The organism is Ruegeria sp. C8 (assembly GCF_056537565.1).
On record NZ_JBQFRV010000007.1, the window covers coordinates 60,220 to 80,353 of the forward strand.

Genomic DNA, 20,134 nt, shown 5'->3' on the forward strand with positions numbered 1-20,134 from the left:
TGAGTGGTCGCCGCTGCCGAACGTGTCACGCTTTGGAAGGTGACCGCGCGCGATCCAATGCACGCTCACCAGGCGTTGGAGGTTGGCAATGCCCTCAAGTCTTCCTACCCTTTGGCGGGCAATAGACTTTCGCCAAAGGCTTCGCTATCCAACTTGCAGGCTCAGCGCCTTGCCGAACAGGCTCAAACACTTGTAGCAAGGGCAGTGGATATGACGGCCAACCCTAACGACAGAGCCTCAATGACGAAACTCACGCAGGATCCTCATTCGATCCGGTCTGGTGACCGGGAAAAGGTTCTGGAAGTGGCTATCGGTCGCGAGGTTCGGGCCTTTCGCAAGCAACAGAACACAACGGTCGCCGAGCTGGCGCAGGTTACCGGCCTGTCGATCGGGATGCTGTCCAAGATCGAAAACGGCAACACGTCGCCATCGCTGACCACGCTGCAACTGCTGGCCGATGCGTTGTCGGTTCCGCTGACCAGCTTCTTTCGCCGTTTTGAAGAGCGTCGCGATGCTGTCCACACCAAGGCCGGTGAAGGCGTCGAGCTAGAGCGCGAAGGCACGCGGGCGCATCACCAATACAACCTTCTCGGCCATTTAGGCGCCAATGGTTCGGGCGTGATTGTCGAGCCTTATCTGATCACTCTGACCGCGGAATCGGATGTTTTCCCAACGTTCCAGCATGGCGGGATCGAAACGATCTATGTGCTGGAGGGTGAGGTCGACTATCGCCATGGTGATCAGGTTTATCCGTTGAAACCCGGTGATACTCTGTTTTTCGACGCGGATGCGCCGCATGGGCCGGAGCGTCTGGTCAGCCTGCCAGCGCGGTATCTGTCGGTGATCAGTTACCCTCAGACAAGCTGATCCGCCTTTTATCAGAGTGCTGATAATCAGCTAGCCTAGCCTAAAGGCGTGTCGTCCGGGCTTTCTTGGGACGGCGTATTTCTGTGCGCCCAGAAATTGGGCATAATTTGCCTGTTAGGAAAAAACATTTCCTCTAGTTATTGAGGGTCCGATGTTTTGTTGCTAGCGTACACGCGCAACGAAACACGCAAGGAGAGCTGTCTGCCATGTGCGGAATTGTCGGACTATTCCTTAAAGACCAGTCACTGTCGCCCAAGCTGGGTGAGATGCTGACGGATATGCTGATCACCATGACCGACCGTGGACCCGACAGCGCTGGTATCGCGATCTATGGCGAACCATCTCAGGGCACTACAAAAGTCACCGTTCAGTCTGTAAACCCCGAACAGGACTTCGCCGGTCTGGCGGATGAGCTGGGTCAACGCCTGAACACGTCCGTGACCCAGACGATCAACGACACACATGCGGTGCTGGATATCCCCGGCGATCAGTTCGAGGCCGCGCGCGCTGCGCTAGCCGAAATCCGCCCCTCGGTCCGGATCATGAGCCGCGGAGAAAGCCTTGAGATCTACAAGGAGGTCGGTCTGCCCAAAGATGTTGCCGCGCGCTTCAACCTCAGCGGCATGACCGGCACGCATGGCATCGGCCACACGCGTATGGCCACGGAATCGGCGGTGACCACAATGGGTGCGCACCCGTTCAACACCGGGGATGACCAGTGTCTGGTGCATAACGGATCGCTGTCCAACCACAACTCGCTGCGGCGCAAGCTGCGTCGTGAGGGCGTCCATATCCAGACCGAGAATGACACCGAGGTGGGCGCGGCCTATCTGACGTGGAAAATGATGAATGGCGCGTCTCTGGGCGAGGCGCTGGAAAGCAGTCTTGAGGATCTGGATGGGTTCTTTACCTTTGTCGTTGGCACCAAGGACGGGTTCGGCGTGGTCCGCGACCCGATAGCCTGCAAACCGGCCGTCATGGCGGAAACCGATCAATATGTGGCTTTCGGCAGTGAATACCGCGCCCTGGTGAACCTGCCCGGCATCGAAGAAGCCCGCGTGTGGGAGCCGGAGCCGGCGACGGTCTACTTCTGGTCCCACACAAACACTCCTAACAAAAAGGCCGCGTAAGATGCAGACCTATGATCTTGAGGCTGACTGCCTGCGCGGGTTGAACGCCGCCCTGCAGGACCAGAGCAAAGAGACCAACCAGACCAGCTGGCAGGTGGTGAACCCCAAGGGCAGCCACGCCATCGCGGTCGGGTTGGACGCGCCGATCGAGGTGACCGTGAAAGGTTCGACCGGTTATTACTGCGCGGGCATGAACCAGCAGGCCACCATTCGGGTCGAAGGCTCGGTCGGGCCGGGCGTGGCCGAAAACATGATGTCGGGTCAGGTCATCGTCGATGGCGATGCCAGCCAATACGCTGGGGCCACGGGCCACGGTGGATTGTTGGTGATCAAGGGCAATGCCAGCTCGCGCTGCGGGATCTCGATGAAGGGGATCGACATCGTGGTGCACGGCAACATCGGCCATATGTCGGCATTCATGGCGCAGGCGGGCAATCTGGTGGTTTGCGGTGATGCTGGCGACGCGCTGGGGGATTCCCTCTACGAGGCGCGGCTGTTCGTGCGCGGCTCGGTTAAAAGCCTCGGCGCGGATTGTATCGAGAAAGAGATGCGCCCAGAGCATCTCGAGATCCTGAAGGATCTGCTTGACCGCGCTGGCAGCGATGCCAAGCCGGAAGAGTTCAAACGCTATGGCTCGGCGCGTCAGCTGTATAACTTCGACGTCGACAACTCGGCCGCTTATTAAGGATGAAGGGTATGAAAGATATGGACGATCAGACCCCCCGCACCGTGCCGATCCAGTCGGCGACTTTTTCCAACCCGATCAACGCCGAGATCCGCCGCGCGGCGGCCACCGGTATCTATGATATCCGGGGTGGAGGCGCCAAACGCAAGGTACCGCATTTCGATGACCTGCTGTTTCTGGGGGCCTCCGTCTCACGCTATCCGCTGGAGGGCTATCGCGAACGCTGTGATACCTCGGTGACGCTGGGCACGCGTTTTGCCAAGAACCCGATCCAGTTGGATATCCCGATCACCATCGCAGGTATGAGCTTTGGCGCGCTTTCGGGACCGGCCAAAGAGGCCTTGGGCCGCGGCGCTTCAGCGGCCGGCACTTCGACCACGACTGGCGATGGCGGTATGACGCCCGAGGAACGCGGCCACTCGACCAAGCTGGTCTATCAGTATCTGCCCTCGCGCTATGGCATGAACCCCAACGACCTGCGCAAGGCTGACGCGATTGAGATCGTGGTGGGGCAGGGGGCCAAACCCGGCGGCGGCGGCATGCTTCTGGGCCAGAAGATCAGCGACCGCGTGGCCGAGATGCGGACCTTGCCCAAGGGGATCGACCAGCGCTCGGCCTGTCGCCACCCGGACTGGACCGGGCCGGATGATCTTGAGATCAAGATCCTCGAATTGCGTGAGATCACCAACTGGCAGGTGCCAATCTACGTCAAGGTCGGCGCGACGCGGCCTTACTATGACACCGCACTGGCGGTAAAAGCCGGAGCCGATGTGGTTGTCATGGACGGCATGCAGGGCGGCACGGCGGCCACGCAGGATGTGTTCATCGAACATGTGGGCATTCCGACGCTGGCCTGTATCCGACCCGCAGTGCAGGCGCTGCAGGATTTGGGGGTGCATCGCGAGGTGCAGCTTGTGATCTCGGGCGGTATCCGCACCGGGGCAGACGTGGCCAAGGCGATGGCGCTTGGCGCGGATGCGGTGGCGATAGGCACGGCGGCTCTAATTGCCCTTGGCGACAACGACCCGAAATGGGAAGCTGAGTATCAGAAGCTGGGCACCACAACCGGGGCCTATGACGACTGGCATGAAGGGAAGGACCCCGCGGGCATCACCACTCAGGACCCCGAGCTTGCCGCGCGTCTTGACCCGGTTGATGCCGGGCGACGGCTGCGCAACTACCTGAAGGTCATGACGCTTGAGGCGCAGACCATCGCGCGGGCCTGCGGCCACAATCACTTGCACAATCTTGAACCCGAGGACTTGTGTGCCCTGACGATGGAGGCGGCTGCGATGGCAAAAGTGCCCCTGGCAGGCACCGACTGGTATCCGGGCAAGGCCGGGTTCTGATCTGACATTCGGAAGGCGCGGTCCCACGAGGCTGCGTCTTTCTTCTATTGGGATTGATAAACAGGGAAAGGAAGGCCGACCATGACGACAGATCTGGCAGCTTTCGCCAAAGAAAAAGGCGTCAAATATTTCATGATTTCGTTCACCGACCTGTTCGGTGGACAGCGGGCCAAACTGGTTCCCGCACAAGCCATTGCCGACATGCAGAAAGAGGGCGCCGGTTTTGCCGGGTTCGCCACTTGGCTGGATATGACCCCCGCGCATCCCGACATGCTGGCGGTGCCGGACCCGTCCTCGGTGATTCAACTGCCATGGAAGCCCGAAGTCGCTTGGGTTGCCGGTAATTGCGTGATGGAGGGGCAGGATGTGGCCCAAGCCCCACGCAACGTGCTACGCCGTCTGATCGACGAGGCCGCCGAGATGGGCCTGCATGTAAAAACCGGCATCGAAGCCGAGTTCTTCCTGCTGACCCCCGATGGCGAACAGATCAGCGACCCGTTCGATACTGCCGAAAAGCCCTGTTATGATCAGCAGGCCGTGATGCGCCGCTATGACGTGGTGCGCGAGATCTGCGACTACATGTTGGACCTTGGCTGGGGCCCGTATCAGAACGACCACGAGGACGCCAATGGCCAGTTCGAGATGAATTGGGAATTCGATGATGTTCTGAGAACCGCCGACAAGCATTCCTTCTTCAAGTTCATGACCAAATCTGTGGCCGAGAAGCATGGGCTGCGCGCCACTTTTATGCCCAAGCCGGTCGAAGGGCTGACGGGCAATGGCTGCCACGCCCATATCTCGGTTTGGGACGCGCCGGGCGCGGATGCGAAGACCAACGTGTTTGCGGGCGACGGCGACGGCCCTACCGGAGAGGTTGGGCTAGGCGAGCAGGGCAAATACTTTCTCGGCGGCATCATGAAACACGCCAGCGCGTTGGCGGCGATCACCAACCCGACGGTCAACAGCTACAAGCGCATCAACGCCCCGCGCACCATGTCAGGCGCCACATGGGCGCCCAACACAGTGACATGGACCGGCAACAACCGCACTCATATGGTGCGCGTCCCCGGCCCGGGGCGGTTCGAACTGCGCCTGCCCGATGGGGCGGCGAATCCGTATCTGCTGCAGGCGGTGATCATCGCCGCCGGTCTGTCGGGCATCCGCAGCAAGGCTGATCCGGGACCGCGCTACGACATCGACATGTACGCCGAAGGCCACACTGTCACTGACGCGCCCAAACTGCCGCTGAACATGCTGGATGGGTTGCGCGAATACGACAAGGATGCCGAGTTGAAAGAGATGATGGGGCAGGAGTTCTCTGGCGCTTTCCTGAAGATGAAGCATCAGGAGTGGAACTCGTTCGTGTCCCACTTCTCGAACTGGGAAAAACAGCATACTCTTGATATCTGAGAGCAAAAAAGAGGCCGCAGCAAAAGCTGCGGCCTTGGTCTTTTTGGCGCACAGGGCCATTCGCCAATACTGCCGATCTGCGTGTTCCGACTTTGGCGGCGTTGCAGAACCCTGAAATGGTCCTGCGCCTAGGGTTCGACGTCCTGCAAGATCGGAACTGAATGCTTTGCAAGCAATCCTGACAGTTCCGGGCGGCAAGAGCCGCAGTTCGTACCCGCCTGCAAAAGCCTGCCGATGTCATCGACATCAGCGATGTTCCGGGAACCGATGGCCCGGACGATCGTATTCAACCCAACCCCGAAACACGAACAGACAATCGGCCCGCCATCCTCGACACCGTTTGCGGAACGACCGGAGAGGAGCTGATGAGGCGCAGCATCGGGCAGGGTTGCAAGATACTCCCGCATCAAGGTCACAGGGTCCCGAGAGACAAAGAGAACGGCAAGAACGCGCGGACCGTCTGACAGGGCGATCCTGAATGACCCGCGTTTGGGGTCTTCGACCGATGTGGACAGGGCGTCCGGCAGTTGGAACCAGTCTCGGGCCGTTTCCTCCCAGTCAGAGGGCATCTCAGAGCCCGCCAGCTCGGTTCTATAGCCGTTTTCGGTTTTCGCCGTTGCCCGATATTCTGCCGACGGTGATGGAGGTGTCGCGGAGACTGCAAAACCGTACCAACCCGCCTTCATGGGTTGCAGGGACACAGCGGCGGCTTTGCTTTCGGGTTGGCCTGATACCGGGTCAGTAACGCCGGGTATCAATGCATCGACACGGGCCGAGGGGGCTGTTTCACCCGTCCAGTGGATCGGCGCGAACACCTGTCCGGGCGCGACGGCATCGGATGTCTTTAGTCGGAAGATACATGCCCCGACCGCGCTTTTGACCTCGACCAAGCTGTCGGGGTCTAGCCCGAGACGATCCGCATCATCCGGGTGAACCTCAATGAAAGGCTCAGCAAGGTGCGACGACAGGCGTGGTGACAGGCCAGTGCGGGTCATGGTGTGCCATTGGTCCCGTGTGCGCCCGGTGTTCAGAAGGAACGGGTAGCGGTCCGAGGCCTTCGCCTCGGGCGGTCTGTGGCTGACCGGGATCAGGCGGGCTTTGCCGTCAGGGTGGAAGAACTGCCCGCCGCCAAAGAACCTCCCTCCAGTGCCGTCAGGCGTCACCGGCCAGCGGGTTGGTTGCAGCTCGGCATAGTCGTCTTCCGACAGGTCCGCATATCCAGAGATGTCGAAATCGCGCCCAAAGGGTTTGGCCACCAATGACAGGGCAGCGTATTCGCGGAAAATCTGCACTGGCGAGGTATAATCGAATGCCTCTTGCCACCCCATACGGCGGCCCACTTCGGCGAGGATATCCCAATCGGCCCGAGCATGGCCCGGAGGGGTCAGTACGGCGCGCTGGCGGCTGATCGTGCGGTCCGAGTTGGTTACGGTGCCGCTTTTCTCGGCCCATCCTGCTGCTGGCAACACCACATCTGCGACGCGGGCGGTGTCTGTATGTTCGGTCAGGTCGCTGACAACCGTGAAGGGACAGGCTTTGATGGCGGCCTGCACCCGGTCGGCCTCGGGCATGGTGACGGCGGGGTTGGTATGGATCACCCAGAGAGCCTTGATCTGCCCTTTTTCGATCTCTCGAAACAGGTCGACGGCTTTCAGCCCCGGTTTCTTGGGCATGTTTGGTGCAGCCCAGAACCGCTGAACCGCCGCGCGGTGGTTTTCGTTTTCGATATCCAGATGGCAGGCGAGCATATTGGCCAACCCACCGACTTCTCTCCCGCCCATGGCGTTCGGCTGCCCGGTGACGGAAAACGGCCCCATGCCGGGTCGACCGATCCGGCCCGCAGCCAAATGGCAATTCAGGATCGCGTTGACCTTGTCCGTCCCGCTGGAAGACTGATTGACACCTTGGCTAAAGATCGTGACCACGCGCTCGGTCCTGATCCACATGTCGCAGAAGGTGTCGAGGTCTTTTTGATCCAGATCGGTCGCCGCCGGGTTGTCCTTTTGCGCGGCGGCCAATGCGTCGGTGAACCCTTTCGTATGGCTCAGAAAACCCGCGTCGACCTTTCCGGATTCGTGAATGCGGCCAAGCAGATAGTTGAATAGGGCCACATCGCTGCCCGGTGCCAGAGGCAGGTGTAGATCCGCCTGATCGCAACTTGCCGTTCTGCGCGGGTCGATCACAACGATCCGGGTCCCACGCGCCTTACGTGCCGCCATGAGCCGTTGATAGAGAACCGGATGGCACCACGCGAGGTTTGAGCCGACCAGAATAACCAAATCGGCCTGATCCAGATCCTCATAGGTTCCGGGCACGGTATCTGTGCCAAAAGCGCGTTTGTGCCCGGCCACGGTGGATGCCATGCAGAGCCGCGAATTGGTGTCGATATTCGCCGACCCGATGAACCCCTTCATCAGCTTGTTGGCGACATAGTAGTCCTCGGTCAGCAATTGCCCCGAGACGTAGAAGGCAACACTGTCCGGCCCGTGCGCCTTGATCGCCGATGAGAACCGATCCGCAACCAGTTCAAGGGCGTCATCCCAGCTGACATCCTCACCAAATGCGCGCGGGTTTCGCAGGCGGTGGTCGAGGCCGAGGGTCTCACCCAAAGCCAAGCCCTTCGAACAGAGCCGGCCATGGTTTGCCGGGTGGTCCGGGTCGCCGCGTACGGCCAGCCCTCCGGCCCCGTCGGGGCGCAGCAGGACGCCACAGCCGACCCCGCAATAAGCGCAGGTCGAGCGGACCTCGGGCAGGCCAGTGCCGTCCATCAGGCGGCGCTCCGGTGAGAGACTGTGCTGGCATCCAACAGGATGCGCCCGCCTTCGAGACGCACCGGATAGGTGGCGATCTGCCCCTCGTCAGCGCCCTGCGCCTGACCTGTGTTCAGGTCGAAGACCCAGTTGTGCAGAGGGCAGGTGACCGAATGCCCATGCACGATCCCCTCGGACAGCGGCCCGCCTTTGTGGGGGCAGCTGTTGGTGGCGGCGAAGACCTCGGCCTCGGCGGTGCGGAAGACCGCGATACAGCCGATATGCGTTTTCACCAAACGCGCGCCACGTCGTGGGATGTCTTCGATATGTCCGATGTCAATCCAGCTCATTCCGCGGCCTCCAGTGTGAAATCTGCGATCGGCGCATAGGTCTGCGCCTTGTCTTTGACGTGTTCCGCCCACGGATCCTTGCGGTAGATGCTTTGGGACAGTTCGAACCGTTCGACCAGAGCGGCACGGTTCTCCCGGTCCTCGACGACCTGAGCCTTGACCCAGTCCATGCCCACCTTGCCCAGCCATTTATACAAGCGGTCCAGATACTTGCCGCCTTCGCGATAGGCCTGAGTGACGGCCATCACGACCTCGATCGCTTCGTCTTCAGTTGGAACCTGACACAGGAGCTCGGTCTCTTTGACGTCCATACCGGCGGCCCCGCCGATGCTGATCTGGTACCCTGATTCCACGCAGACCACACCGATATCCTTGCAGGTCGCCTCGGCGCAGTTGCGCGGGCAACCTGACACCGCCAATTTCAGCTTGTGCGGGGTCCAGGAGCCCCACAGGATTTTCTCAAGCTTGATGCCTAGACCCGTGCTGTCTTGCGTGCCAAAGCGGCAATGATCGGTGCCGACGCAGGTTTTGACGGTACGCAGCCCCTTGGAATAAGCATGCCCCGAGACCAGACCGGCCTGGTTCAGATCAGACCAGATGGCGGGCAGATCTTCACCCTTCACGCCCAACAAGTCGATGCGCTGACCGCCGGTGACTTTCACCGTGGGCACGTCGTATTTGTCCGCCGCATCCGCGATGGCGCGCAATTCTTCGGGGGTGGTGATGCCTCCCCACATGCGCGGGACAACGCTGAAAGTGCCGTCCTTTTGGATGTTGGCGTGCTTGCGTTCGTTGACGAAGCGGCTTTGCGGGTCGTCTTGATATTCCAGAGGCCAGTCGGCCAGCAGGTAATAATTGATCGCCGGACGGCAGACATGGCAGCCATTCGGCGTTGTCCAGCTTAGTTCTTGCCAAACGGCGGCCTGGCTTTTTAGTTCCTGCCCCTTGATCAGACGGCGCACATCTTCATGGGTCAGATCGGTGCATCCGCAGATCGGTTGCGCCGTTGGCATTTGGAACTCATCGCCCAGAGTGACTTGCAACACCTGTTCAACCAGCCCCGTGCATGTCCCGCAGGATGCGCTGGCCTTGGTGCTTGCACGCACTGCGCCCAGATCGCTGGCACCCGCGTTAATCGCCTCGACAATGTCACCTTTGCATACGCCGTTGCAGCCGCAAATCTCCGCCTCAGGCGGCAATGCTGCAACGGCTGAAAGAGGGTCCGCAGTGTCGCCCCCCTGATAGGCGGGTCCGAAGATCAGCGTCTCGCGCATGTCTTCGATACTGGTGCCGTCCTTGATCAGCCCGAAGAACCAGCTGCCATCGTCAGTGTCGCCATACATGACAGCGCCAATCAGGCTATCCTCTTCGATCACAAGGCGTTTGTAGACCCCGCGCGAGGGGTCGCGAAACACGATATCCTCGCGTCCAGGCCCATCCGCGAAATCGCCCGCACTGAACAGATCGCAGCCGGTGACTTTCAACTTGGTCGAGAGGGTTTTCTGAACAAACGCAGCCTCTTCGCCCAATAGCGCCTGCGCCACCACCTTCGCCTGATCGTAAAGCGGCGCGACAAGGCCAAAGACAGCCCCGTCATGTTCGACGCATTCACCCACGGCGTAGACATCCGGGTCCGAGGTCAACATCTGGTCGTCCACATGGATACCGCGCCCGGTGGCCAGACCTGCCTGTTGCGCCAGCGCCGTGTTCGGGCGGATTCCCACGGCCATGACCAGCAGATCACAGGGCAATTCGGTCCCGTCGTCCAGAAGCAGCGCGCGGACTTTGCCATCTTGCCCGAGGATTTCTTTCGAGTTCGCCTGCAGGCAAATCTTGATGCCTTTGTCTTCCAGCGACTTCTTCAGCAGATACCCTGCGGCTTCGTCCAGCTGACGTTCCATCAGGTGGCCCATGATGTGAACGACGGTCACGTCGACCCCATGCGCGGCCATGCCCGCAGCGGCCTCAAGCCCCAGCAGGCCGCCGCCGATGACGACAACCTTGTTGCCCGAACCCATGCCCATCATCCGCTGGGTATCTTCCAGATCGCGATAGGCGATCACACCTTCCAGATCATGACCGGGCAGAGGGATGATGAATGGATTTGACCCCGTCGCAACAATCAGCTTGTCGTAGGGCACATGTCCGTTGACGCCCTCGACCACCTTCATCTCACGGTCGATCTTGGCAACCTGCTCGCCAAAGCGGCAGGAGATGCCGCGTTGGGCATACCAGGCGTCGTCATGGGTGACGATCTCTTCATAGGTTTTCTCGCCCGAAAGGACCGGGCTGAGCATGATGCGGTTGTAGTTCCCGCGCGGCTCGGCGTTGAACAGGGTGATGTCGAACGCATCCGGCGCGGCGTCGGTCAGGTGCTCCAGCACCCGGCCCGAGGCCATCCCTGCGCCAATGACAACAAGTCTTTGCTTCATAGTTTCACTCCGCTGCAATCGCCTTGGGGGCGGGTGTTTTAGGCTTGGCGCCGTGTTCGTATTCTTCGAGGAAATCGAGGACCTCCTGCCGGTAGGCGTAGTAATCCGGGTGCTCGAGCAGCGCTTTGCGCGTCCGCGGACGCGGCAGGTCGACCTTGGTGATCTTGCCGATTGTGGCATGCGGGCCGTTGGTCATCATCACGACACGGTCGGCCAACAGGATTGCCTCGTCCACGTCGTGGGTGACGCAGATCGCGGTCACTTTGGTGCGGGACCAGACCTCCATCAGGACCTCTTGCAATTCCCAGCGTGTGAGGCTGTCGAGCATCCCGAAGGGTTCGTCCAGCAGCAGCAGCTTGGGGGACAGGGCGAAGGCGCGGGCGATGCCGACGCGTTGCTTCATACCGTTCGAGAGATCTGAGGCAGATTTGTCCATCGCATCGGCCAGTCCGACGCGTTCCAGATAGTACTCCACCACGTCCTGCCGCTCGGCCATGCTGGCCTTGGGATAGACCTTGTCGACGCCGATCGCGACGTTTTCTTTGGCGCTGAGCCATGGGAACAGGTTGGGCGATTGGAACACTACGGCGCGTTCGGGATCGGCGCCTTCGACGTGACGGCCGTCCAGCTTAATCGCACCTTTCGAGATGTCGTTCAGCCCTGCCGCCATGGTTAAAACCGTGGACTTGCCACAACCCGAATGGCCGATCAGAGAGATGAACTCACCCTTGTCGATCTTCAGGTCGAAATCCTCGACCACGGTCAGAGGGCCTTTGGGCGTCGGATACACCTTGTGCAGCTGCGAGAAGTCGAGGAAGCGGTTCTCGATCATCCCCTTCTGCGCCTCGGCCACTGCCGTTGGAACCCCGTGGATCGGGGTGACATCCGGCAGGATACGAGAGCCTTCGACCTTGGCTTCGATCCCCACATCCATCAGGTACTTGGTGACGTCAGCGCGGAGGCGTTTGAAGGTCTCATCGTTGTTCATGGCACCGCGTTCGCGAGGGCGGGGAATCGACACGCGGAACTCCTGCCCCAGAGTCCCATCGGGGTTCAGAGCGACAATCCGGTCGGCCAGAATGATCGCCTCGTCGACATCGTTGGTGATCAGCACGCAGGTCTTCTTGTCGGCCTCCCAAATATGTTCGATCTCATCCGCCAGATTGGCGCGGGTCAGCGCGTCAAGCGCCGACAGAGGCTCATCCAGCAGCAGAACTTCGGGGTTCATCGACAAGGCACGCGCCACGTTGACCCGCTGGCGCATCCCGCCGGACAACTCCGCCGGGCGGCGCGATGCGGCATGGCTGAGTCCAACCATCTTCACATAGTGTGCGACTTTCTCTGCTTTCTCGGCCTTGCTGAGGCCGGGAAAGACCGTATCCACCGCCAGCCCCACATTGCCGCTGACCGTCAGCCATGGCATCAGAGAGTAGTTCTGGAAAATCACGCCACGCTCAGGGCCCGGACCCTTGATCGGAGTACCTTTGAATGTGACCTCGCCCTTGGTTGGCGTATCCAGACCGGCCATCAGGTTGATCAGGGTCGTCTTGCCGGTGCCTGAGAAGCCGAGGATCACCAGAAACTCACCCTCTTCTACGTTAAGGTCGATACCTTTCAGCACATCGGTTCGTGCAGTGCCTTCTCCGAAGGACTTCGAGGCGTTTTTGAAGCTCAGAATGCTCATCGCGCTCACCGGTTGTTTGTGAAGGTGAAGAGGGATTGCAGCGCGTACATCACCCGATCCAGCAGGAAGCCGATGATACCGATGGTGAAGACCGCAACCATGATCTTGGCGAGCGAGCTGGACGAGCCGTTCTGGAACTCATCCCAGACGAACTTGCCCAAACCGGGGTTCTGCGCCAGCATCTCCGCCGCGATCAGAACCATCCAGCCAACACCAAGCGAGAGGCGCAGGCCGGTGAAGATCAGCGGCAGTGCAGAGGGCAGCACCAATTTTGTGATCTTGGTATAGGTGTTCATTTTCAACACCTTGGAGACGTTCACCAGGTCCTTGTCGATCGAGGCTACACCCAGCGATGTATTGATCAGCGTGGGCCACAGCGAACACAGGGTGACGGTGATGGCCGAGATCAGGAAAGACTTGGCGAACCAGCCATCATTTGTGACATAAACGGCCGAGACGATCATGGTGACGATCGGCAGCCAGGCCAGCGGAGATACCGGTTTGAAGATCTGGATCAGCGGGTTCAGCGCGGCATTGGCTGTCGGCGACAGACCAGCGGCAATGCCAAGCGGCACGGCGACCACTGTGGCGATCAGAAAGCCGAAGAACACCGTTTTGATTGAGGTCCAGATTTGCTGGTAGTAGGATGGCGCCCCGGTAAAGGCGACTTCTTTCACCTTTTCGGGTTGCCCAGCATCAATGAACTTCTGATTGCGCTTTTCGACCATCGCTTCGAATTTGGCGCGCTTGGCGGCCTTGGCCTGCGCATCTTCGTTCAGGCTGACCATCTCGCTCCAAACCTGCGCAGGTCCGGGGACCGCACCAAGCGAGGTTTGTACCTTGGGGGCCAGTGTGGCCCAGAGCAGCAGGAAGGCACAGATCGACAGAACGGGAACGATCAACAACCGCCAAATCTCGGTCATCTGGGCGCGTGGGTTGTCTCCTGCGGCGGCCTTCAGGACGGGCGTGGCCCAGCTGAGGCCCAACACCTGAAACCATTTGTCAGCTGCGTTGATGCGGGTGAAAAGGCGGGCGCGACGTTCCTCGCGGGCAGCGTCTGCGTTGAATTCGGGATCGACCGTTGTCATCTGATGTGTCCTTGCGATGGCGGGGCACTTTGGGGTCCGCGCCCGACGAGGGCCGGGCGCGGCGTTTGGGGAATTAGCCTTGTACGTCGGAACCGACGATCTTCTGCTCGCCCTTCAGACCGATGGACAGGCTTTCGAGATAGGCGTTGGGGGTGCGGCCGTCATAGGCGATACCGTCGATGATATCTTCGGCCGGGGTCGGGGCTTTGTAGCCGTCGCTGTCCCAGGGGAAGTCAGCCTCGTTCGCCAGGCCTTCGTCGACCAGCAGGCGCGCGGCCTCAAGGTAGATCTCGGGCTTGTAGACCGACTTGGCGACTTCGTCATACCAGCTGTCGGGCTTGGCCTCGGCGATCTGACCCCAACGGCGCATTTGAGTCAGGTACCAGACGGCGTCCGAGTAGAATGGGTAGGTCGCATTGTAGCGGAAGAACACGTTGAAATCCGGAACCTCGCGCTTGTCGCCTTTTTCATATTCGAACGTGCCGGTCATCGAGTTGGCGATGACGTCATAATCCGCGCCCACATATTCCGGGCGGCTCAGGATCTCGACCGCCTCGGGGCGGTTGGCGTTGTCGTTTTCATCCAGCCACTGTGCCGCGCGGATCAGCGCCTTGGTCACGGCCAGAGTGGTGTTCGGATACTCTTCGGCGAACTCGGCTGTGATGCCGAAGACCTTTTCAGGGTTGTTCTTCCACAGCTCATAATCGGTGATGACCGGAACACCGATGCCTTTGAAAACGGCCTGCTGGTTCCACGGCTCACCCACGCAATAGCCGTAGATCGTACCGGCTTCCAACGTGGCGGGCATCTGCGGCGGAGGGGTTACGGACAGGAAAACATCCGCGCCAATCTGACCTGTCACGTTTTCGGGGCTGTAGTACCCCGGATGCAGACCGCCAGCGGCCAGCCAGTAGCGCAACTCGTAGTTATGGGTCGAAACCGGGAAAACCATGCCCATGTTGAACGGCTTGCCTTCGGACTTGTATTTCTCAACGACCGGTGCCAATGCCTCGGCGCTGATCGGGTGCTGCGGGCGACCGTCATCCATCTTTGGGATATTGGGCTTCATTTCTTTCCAAATCTCGTTCGAGACGGTGATGCCATTGCCGTTCAGGTCCATCGAGAAAGGCGTGATGATATGGGCTTCGGTCCCGTATCCGATGGTCGCCGCCAAAGGCTGGCCTGCCAGCATATGCGCGCCGTCAAGTTGCCCGCCGATCACGCCGTCCAGCAGCACTTTCCAGTTGGCTTGCGCTTCCAGCGTCACGAACAGACCCTCTTCCAGGAAGTAGCCCTGTTCGTAGGCGACGGCCAACGGGGCCATATCCGTCAGCTTGATAAAGCCAAAGGTCAGCTCGTCTTTTTCCAGTTCCAGCTCGGCCAATGCCGGAGAGACAAGCGCGGTAGACGCAACAAGGCCCAGAAGTAGCTTTTTCATCTCGATCCCTTTCGGTTCAGCCCAATCGCTTTGGGCAAACAAAAAAGCCGCCGACACACACCGCCGGGAGGATTGGCGGGTGGTCGAGCGGCTCTGCTCTTAGTGGATGCCCATTTCGGCGGGCGAATTCTTACGGTGGGCGTCGTTGCCTGCCGTTGACCCGATTAAGCCTTGTCGGGTTTGGGTCGTCATCCTTTTTTGGCATTTCAGAGGTACTTTTTCTGCAATGCAGCACTGTCGAATGCTGCACTGCAAAAAAAATAGGCAATCTTAACCGGTCGGCTCGAAAATGCGCCGGTCGAAAAAGACATTAGGGGGCAGAATCAGGCTGCCATGGGTTGAGGCCACAGCGGTCGAATTGGGCAGCGCTCCCTCCAGCTTTTCCGAGGCGCCCGGTGATTCCACGCCCAAACCCTGCAGTTCACGACGATAAAGATCGGTGCGAAAGACCTTGGCGGCCTGACGCTCGGCGGTTGCGACATCCAACCCATTTCGCAACGCCAATTGGTGCGCCATCCATTTCGCCTGACTGCGCCAAGGGAAGGTGGCGGCCCCATCAAAAAATTCGACGAACCCGTCAACATGGCGCTGTTCGCCGCGGGCGGAGATCGTGAACTCTCCCATCAGCGCGCGGTCGATAAGTTCGGGCGAGACGTTTAGGTAGGATTTGCGCGACAGCATTTCAGACGCGGTTGTGCGGCTGTCTTCACTTGATAGCCAACGCCCGGCGCGCCAGACGGCCCGCATCAGGCTGCCAAGCAGATGCGGCTCGGTCTCAGCCCAGTCGTTGCGCACGGCCAGCACCTTTTCCGGTGCGCAGGTCCAGATCGCCTGGCCCGGTAGAAGTAGGGTACCGACATTGTCGTCGACCGCGAAGGATCCCCAGGGCTCACCCACGCAGAAGGCGTCGATCTCGCCTCCTGCGAGGGCCTGTGCCATCAATGGCGGAGGTACGGTGCGGATTTCCACCTTTTTTGAGGCCAGCGGGGTTCCCGCCACCCAGTAGCGCAACAGTTCGACATGCATCGAGAAAGGGAAGGGGACGCCAAAGACGAGAACGTCTCCGGCGGCTTTTGCCAATGCTGCGCCGGCTTTGGCGGCATCGACGAAATCAAAACCATATCCCTGATGTGCTAGCCGCCCGGCCAGTTGAGTGCCAACGCCAATCACGGTTCCATTCATCGACAGCACGGACACCGCCGACAGCGGCGTTGCGATACCGCCCAGACCCAAGGCCATGGCAACCGGCACCGGAGACAGCAGATGCGCCGCATCAACATGTCCAAAGGCCAGCATGTCGCGCAGGGACGACCAGGATGGGGCAGGGCGCAGATCCAGCGAGACACCCTCTGCATGGTCGAACCCCATTTCGCGCGCGACAATCAACGGTGCGGCATCGACCAGAGGTATGTAAGCCACGGGAAGGGTGACGGTCCTCATGACAACAACCCCGAGGCCGTAACCAACGCCTCGGCGACCTCGGCCACCCTGCGGTTCTGATTCATCGCGGTTTTGCGGAGCAGGGCATAGGCCTCATCCTCGGGCACGCCTTTGGCTTTCATCAACAAGCCTTTGGCGCGGTCGATCACCTTGCGTTCTTCCAATGCGCGGCGGGTTTCAGCCAGTTCCGTCCGCATCTGGCGCAGGACCTGAAACCGAGCGATGGCCGTGTCGATCACCGGCTTGATCCGTTCGGCCTGCAGGCCATCGACCACATAGGCCGAGACACCCGCCTCAACAGCGGCTTTCGCCAACCCTCCGGCTGCGCCGGACACAAACATGGCGACGGGACGCTCCAGTGGGCCGGACGCGACCGTCAATTCCTCGAGCATGTCACGCGAGGGGTTGTCGATATCAATCAGGACGATATCGGGGCTGTGGGTGGCAATCTTGCGCGCCAATCCCGAGGCATTGCCGATCACGAACACATCGACATCGCCGGACTCCTTCAGCGCATCCACGATGGCAAAGGCCCGGTCTTGGTTTTGTTCTACGACAACAACTGTCAGGTTCTGGCTCATACGGAGTCAGTTGGGCGCGCCGCATGGGGTTGGCAACAGATCGATTGCTGCGCTTGCAAAGCGACCACAAGTGTAGATCAATTTTTGGGCGAACAACGTCTGAGTGCGTATTCTTCAGGCAATCACAGGGCGCAGCTATTGGGATTGCCTAGGGGTCAGTCGCGTTCGTTCGATACAGTCGCCGCATCAGGGTCGGCGTCAGGTACATCGGAATCTGGTAGGCCCCGATAAAGACCATGATCGGGGCGATGACCTCAGGCGGCAAAGCGACAAAGAACAGGGCAATATTGCGATTGCCTGCGATCAAAGAAATAGCCGTCGCTTGTGCTGGTGGGCCGCGCCTGCGCAACAGGCTGAACATCACGGCCTGAGCGCCAAAGTTGATCACGCAGGCAAAAGCGACCCAGAACAGCGCGATGCCGGGCGCCTCCAGTGCTGTCGCGCTGAGTGATGGCATCAGGCCGATGACAAAGACCGCCAGGGTGATCGCGCCCAACCCTTCAAGACTGCTGAGCGTGGACGCGGACGGGTTTCTGAGGACAGTCAGGCGCAAGACGATCGCGGCGGAGGCCGCAACGGCGATGGTCAGGAACAGGCGGGCCGAGGCACCGGTGACGGCGCGAATATCCTCCAGCTCTGGCATGAGCCAGAAGACGGGCAGCGCCGTCAGGGGCAAAAGCGCGGTTCCCACCACCACTAGCCGCACGGCGTGTTCCGCCGGGTGACCCATCATCAGGCACATGTTCGGGCTGCCGGAAATCGAGGGCGCTGCGGCGACGATGAGCAGCGACAGGAAGATCGGCGAACTCATCCAGCCCGCAGTGTATCCGATGGCCAATAGGGTCAGCGGCACGGCAAGTTGCAGTGCTGCAATCGTGCGGATCACGCTACGCAGATCCGACAGCGAGCCGATGAGGGTGTTCGGCACCATCCGCAGGACTGTCACGAACAGCAGCAACATGACGAGTGGCGGCAACAGCGGGCGCATCGGCTCGGCGAGGCTAGGCAAGAGCAGACCGGCAACCAGCCCCGCGACCAGTACAATGGGGCCATTGCGGGCCGCCAGATGCAGCGGGTTCAAACGGCGCTACCCGCCGGGGCTCTGGCGCAGGTTATCAGGCAACCAGGTGGCCAACTCAGGGAACCAGATCAGAACAAAGACCATCAGCACCATGATCAGGAACATCGGAATGGCTGCGCGGGCGATGTAGCTCATCTCGTGGTTGGTCATGCCCTGCATCACGAACAGATTGAAGCCGATGGGTGGCGTGATTTGCGCCATTTCGACGACAACAACGATGAAGATACCGAACCAGATCAAGTCAATGCCCGCATCGCGGATCATCGGCTCGACCACGGCCATGGTCAACACGACCGACGAGATGCCGTCCAGAAAGCACCCCAGAATGATGTAGAAGACCAGCAGCACCATCAGCAGCTCGAACCGTGTCAGTTCCCACCCGGCAATGAGGTCGGCGAGGCCTCGAGGCAGGCCAGTGAAGCCCATCGACAACGACAGGAAGGCCGCGCCTGCAAGGATCAGGGCAATCATCGCGCTGGTGCGCGTTGCGCCCATCAAGCTTTCGGTGAAGGTCTTCCAGTTGAGCGAACCTTGACCGGCGGCCAGCAACAGCCCTCCGATCACGCCAAAGGCGGCGGCTTCGGTTGCAGTGGCATAGCCCAGATACATCGAGCCGATCACCACCGTGATCAGCAGGATCACCGGCAGCAGGAAGCGAGAGTTGTGGATTTTCTCGCGGAAGCTCAGCTTGGCTTCGACGTTGGGCTGCCAGTCCTTGCCGAGTTTCGAATAGATCGCGACATAGCCCATGAACATCGCGGCCAAAACGAGGCCGGGCAGGATGCCGGCAAAGAACAGCTTGGTGATCGATTCATTGATGGTGACACCATAGACGATCAGCGTCAGCGAGGGCGGGATCATCAGGCCCAATGTAGCTGCTCCGGTCAGGGTGCCGATGATCATGCGTTCGGGGTAGTTGCGCTTGCGCAGTTCCGGGATCGACATCTTGCCTACGGTGGTCAGTGTGGCAGCGGATGAGCCAGATACCGCAGCGAAGACCGTGCAGCCGACGATATTGGTATGCACTAACCCGCCGGGCAGAGGGGCCATCCATGGCGAAAGCCCTTTGAACATATCCTCGGATAATCGCGTTCGGTACAGGATTTCCCCCATCCAGATGAACATCGGCAGCGCGGTCAGGGTCCAGGACGAGGACGCGGACCAGATCGTGGTGATCATGACGTCGCCGACGGGGCGGGTTGTGAACAACTCCATCCCGACCCAGGCGACGCCCATCAGGGCAAGGCCGACCCAAACGCCAGTGCCCAGCAGGGTGAAGAGGACGAAGATGAAGAGGATGATGATCGAAAGGTTTTCCATACGCTCATTCCCCCTGACTTTGGTCGGCCAGATCGGGGGTGATGCGGTGATCCCCCTTAAACAGCACGTGGAGCAGATGGTCGGTTAGGGCGATGGCAAGGATCACGGCGCCAATCAACATGGCGGATTGAGGAATCCACAGGGCGGTTCTGTCCTGTCCCTGACTGACATCGTTGAACTTCCAACTCCAATAAACAAAGCGGTAGGCGTACCAGCAGAAATACCACATAACCGCTGTGCCGATGGCGAAACACCAGATTTCCAGAACACGCCTGAACCCGTCTGGAACAGCATTCAACAGAATGGACACACGGATATGACTGCCTCGGTTCAGCGCATTGGCAAAGGCCAGAAAGGACGCGGCGGCCATGGCGTAACCCGCATAGTCGGGCGCGCCGGGAAAGACCTCTCCGGTCCAGCGGGCCAGCATCTGCACCACGATCAGCAGCAAAATGGCGATCAGGCTCAGCGCGGCCAGAACGCCTGCGGCCTGATAAATGAAATCCAGAACGGACCGAAGCCCACGCAT

Annotated in this window: 16 protein-coding genes; 5 read left to right on the top strand and 11 right to left on the bottom strand. The window is 60.2% G+C overall.

The window, feature by feature from the left end; genetic code table 11:
- The first annotated feature begins 240 nt into the window (after window positions 1-240).
- From ACR0KL_RS11045 to glnT, 5 genes are all read left to right on the top strand, one after another.
- Window positions 241-867, top strand: a complete 627-nt coding sequence (locus tag ACR0KL_RS11045; RefSeq protein ID WP_480554933.1) for a helix-turn-helix domain-containing protein — start codon at window positions 241-243, stop codon at window positions 865-867.
- 206 nt (window positions 868-1,073) lie between these two features.
- Window positions 1,074-1,997, top strand: a complete 924-nt coding sequence (locus ACR0KL_RS11050; protein WP_480777027.1) for a class II glutamine amidotransferase — start codon at window positions 1,074-1,076, stop codon at window positions 1,995-1,997.
- Window position 1,998: 1 nt separating this feature from the next.
- Complete coding sequence (locus tag ACR0KL_RS11055; RefSeq protein ID WP_170675902.1) at window positions 1,999-2,682, top strand: GltB/FmdC/FwdC-like GXGXG domain-containing protein; 684 nt, start codon at window positions 1,999-2,001, stop codon at window positions 2,680-2,682.
- 20 nt (window positions 2,683-2,702) lie between these two features.
- A complete protein-coding gene (locus ACR0KL_RS11060) occupies window positions 2,703-4,031 on the top strand; it encodes an FMN-binding glutamate synthase family protein (RefSeq protein ID WP_170676138.1) in 1,329 nt (442 codons plus the stop codon).
- Window positions 4,032-4,112: 81 nt separating this feature from the next.
- The gene (gene glnT, locus ACR0KL_RS11065; RefSeq protein ID WP_170675901.1) at window positions 4,113-5,441 is read left to right on the top strand and encodes a type III glutamate--ammonia ligase; all 1,329 of its coding nucleotides are present in this window, start codon (window positions 4,113-4,115) and stop codon (window positions 5,439-5,441) included.
- A 128-nt stretch (window positions 5,442-5,569) separates the two neighbouring features.
- Here the strand turns inward: glnT and ACR0KL_RS11070 are convergent, their stop codons facing one another.
- The 11 genes from ACR0KL_RS11070 to ACR0KL_RS11120 form a co-directional block, all read right to left on the bottom strand.
- Window positions 5,570-8,209: a nitrate reductase gene (locus tag ACR0KL_RS11070; RefSeq protein ID WP_170675900.1), complete on the bottom strand. Its 2,640-nt coding sequence runs from the start codon at window positions 8,207-8,209 to the stop codon at window positions 5,570-5,572.
- Entirely contained in the window at window positions 8,209-8,541 is a 333-nt protein-coding gene (gene nirD, locus ACR0KL_RS11075; protein WP_170675899.1) for a nitrite reductase small subunit NirD, read from the bottom strand. Before nirD ends, ACR0KL_RS11070 begins: the two co-directional genes overlap by 1 nt.
- Window positions 8,538-10,973 (bottom strand): nitrite reductase large subunit NirB, encoded by a 2,436-nt coding sequence (nirB, locus tag ACR0KL_RS11080; protein WP_170675898.1) that lies wholly within the window; start codon window positions 10,971-10,973, stop codon window positions 8,538-8,540. The genes nirD and nirB overlap by 4 nt, the downstream gene beginning before the upstream one ends.
- 4 nt (window positions 10,974-10,977) lie before the next feature.
- Window positions 10,978-12,657: an ABC transporter ATP-binding protein gene (locus tag ACR0KL_RS11085; RefSeq protein ID WP_480777028.1), complete on the bottom strand. Its 1,680-nt coding sequence runs from the start codon at window positions 12,655-12,657 to the stop codon at window positions 10,978-10,980.
- A gap of 5 nt (window positions 12,658-12,662) precedes the next feature.
- Window positions 12,663-13,745, bottom strand: a complete 1,083-nt coding sequence (locus tag ACR0KL_RS11090) for an ABC transporter permease (RefSeq protein WP_170675896.1) — start codon at window positions 13,743-13,745, stop codon at window positions 12,663-12,665.
- Window positions 13,746-13,818: 73 nt separating this feature from the next.
- Window positions 13,819-15,183 (bottom strand): CmpA/NrtA family ABC transporter substrate-binding protein, encoded by a 1,365-nt coding sequence (locus ACR0KL_RS11095; protein ID WP_170675895.1) that lies wholly within the window; start codon window positions 15,181-15,183, stop codon window positions 13,819-13,821.
- A 270-nt stretch (window positions 15,184-15,453) separates the two neighbouring features.
- Window positions 15,454-16,623, bottom strand: a complete 1,170-nt coding sequence (locus tag ACR0KL_RS11100) for an ABC transporter substrate-binding protein (RefSeq protein WP_170675894.1) — start codon at window positions 16,621-16,623, stop codon at window positions 15,454-15,456.
- The gene (locus tag ACR0KL_RS11105) at window positions 16,620-17,204 is read right to left on the bottom strand and encodes an ANTAR domain-containing response regulator (protein ID WP_170467312.1); all 585 of its coding nucleotides are present in this window, start codon (window positions 17,202-17,204) and stop codon (window positions 16,620-16,622) included. Before ACR0KL_RS11105 ends, ACR0KL_RS11100 begins: the two co-directional genes overlap by 4 nt.
- Window positions 17,205-17,352: 148 nt before the next feature.
- Window positions 17,353-18,285 (bottom strand): hypothetical protein, encoded by a 933-nt coding sequence (locus ACR0KL_RS11110; RefSeq protein ID WP_170675893.1) that lies wholly within the window; start codon window positions 18,283-18,285, stop codon window positions 17,353-17,355.
- A gap of 6 nt (window positions 18,286-18,291) precedes the next feature.
- Window positions 18,292-19,605: a TRAP transporter large permease subunit gene (locus tag ACR0KL_RS11115; protein ID WP_170549260.1), complete on the bottom strand. Its 1,314-nt coding sequence runs from the start codon at window positions 19,603-19,605 to the stop codon at window positions 18,292-18,294.
- Window positions 19,606-19,609: 4 nt separating this feature from the next.
- Complete coding sequence (locus tag ACR0KL_RS11120; RefSeq protein WP_419738744.1) at window positions 19,610-20,134, bottom strand: TRAP transporter small permease; 525 nt, start codon at window positions 20,132-20,134, stop codon at window positions 19,610-19,612.

Excerpts from the sequence above, each read along its gene's own strand:
- ACR0KL_RS11070 (WP_170675900.1), bottom strand. The coding sequence starts at position 8,209 with ATGGACGGCACTGGCCTGCCCGAGGTCCGCTCGACCTGCGCTTATTGC.
- nirB (WP_170675898.1), bottom strand. The coding sequence starts at position 10,973 with ATGAAGCAAAGACTTGTTGTCATTGGCGCAGGGATGGCCTCGGGCCGG.
- ACR0KL_RS11055 (WP_170675902.1), top strand. The coding sequence starts at position 1,999 with ATGCAGACCTATGATCTTGAGGCTGACTGCCTGCGCGGGTTGAACGCC.
- ACR0KL_RS11105 (WP_170467312.1), bottom strand. The coding sequence starts at position 17,204 with ATGAGCCAGAACCTGACAGTTGTTGTCGTAGAACAAAACCAAGACCGG.
- ACR0KL_RS11090 (WP_170675896.1), bottom strand. The coding sequence starts at position 13,745 with ATGACAACGGTCGATCCCGAATTCAACGCAGACGCTGCCCGCGAGGAA.
- ACR0KL_RS11045 (WP_480554933.1), top strand. The coding sequence starts at position 241 with ATGACGAAACTCACGCAGGATCCTCATTCGATCCGGTCTGGTGACCGG.
- glnT (WP_170675901.1), top strand. The coding sequence starts at position 4,113 with ATGACGACAGATCTGGCAGCTTTCGCCAAAGAAAAAGGCGTCAAATAT.
- nirD (WP_170675899.1), bottom strand. The coding sequence starts at position 8,541 with ATGAGCTGGATTGACATCGGACATATCGAAGACATCCCACGACGTGGC.
- ACR0KL_RS11115 (WP_170549260.1), bottom strand. The coding sequence starts at position 19,605 with ATGGAAAACCTTTCGATCATCATCCTCTTCATCTTCGTCCTCTTCACC.
- ACR0KL_RS11085 (WP_480777028.1), bottom strand. The coding sequence starts at position 12,657 with ATGAGCATTCTGAGCTTCAAAAACGCCTCGAAGTCCTTCGGAGAAGGC.
- ACR0KL_RS11050 (WP_480777027.1), top strand. The coding sequence starts at position 1,074 with ATGTGCGGAATTGTCGGACTATTCCTTAAAGACCAGTCACTGTCGCCC.
- ACR0KL_RS11100 (WP_170675894.1), bottom strand. The coding sequence starts at position 16,623 with ATGAGGACCGTCACCCTTCCCGTGGCTTACATACCTCTGGTCGATGCC.
- ACR0KL_RS11060 (WP_170676138.1), top strand. The coding sequence starts at position 2,703 with ATGGACGATCAGACCCCCCGCACCGTGCCGATCCAGTCGGCGACTTTT.
- ACR0KL_RS11120 (WP_419738744.1), bottom strand. The coding sequence starts at position 20,134 with ATGCGTGGGCTTCGGTCCGTTCTGGATTTCATTTATCAGGCCGCAGGC.
- ACR0KL_RS11095 (WP_170675895.1), bottom strand. The coding sequence starts at position 15,183 with ATGAAAAAGCTACTTCTGGGCCTTGTTGCGTCTACCGCGCTTGTCTCT.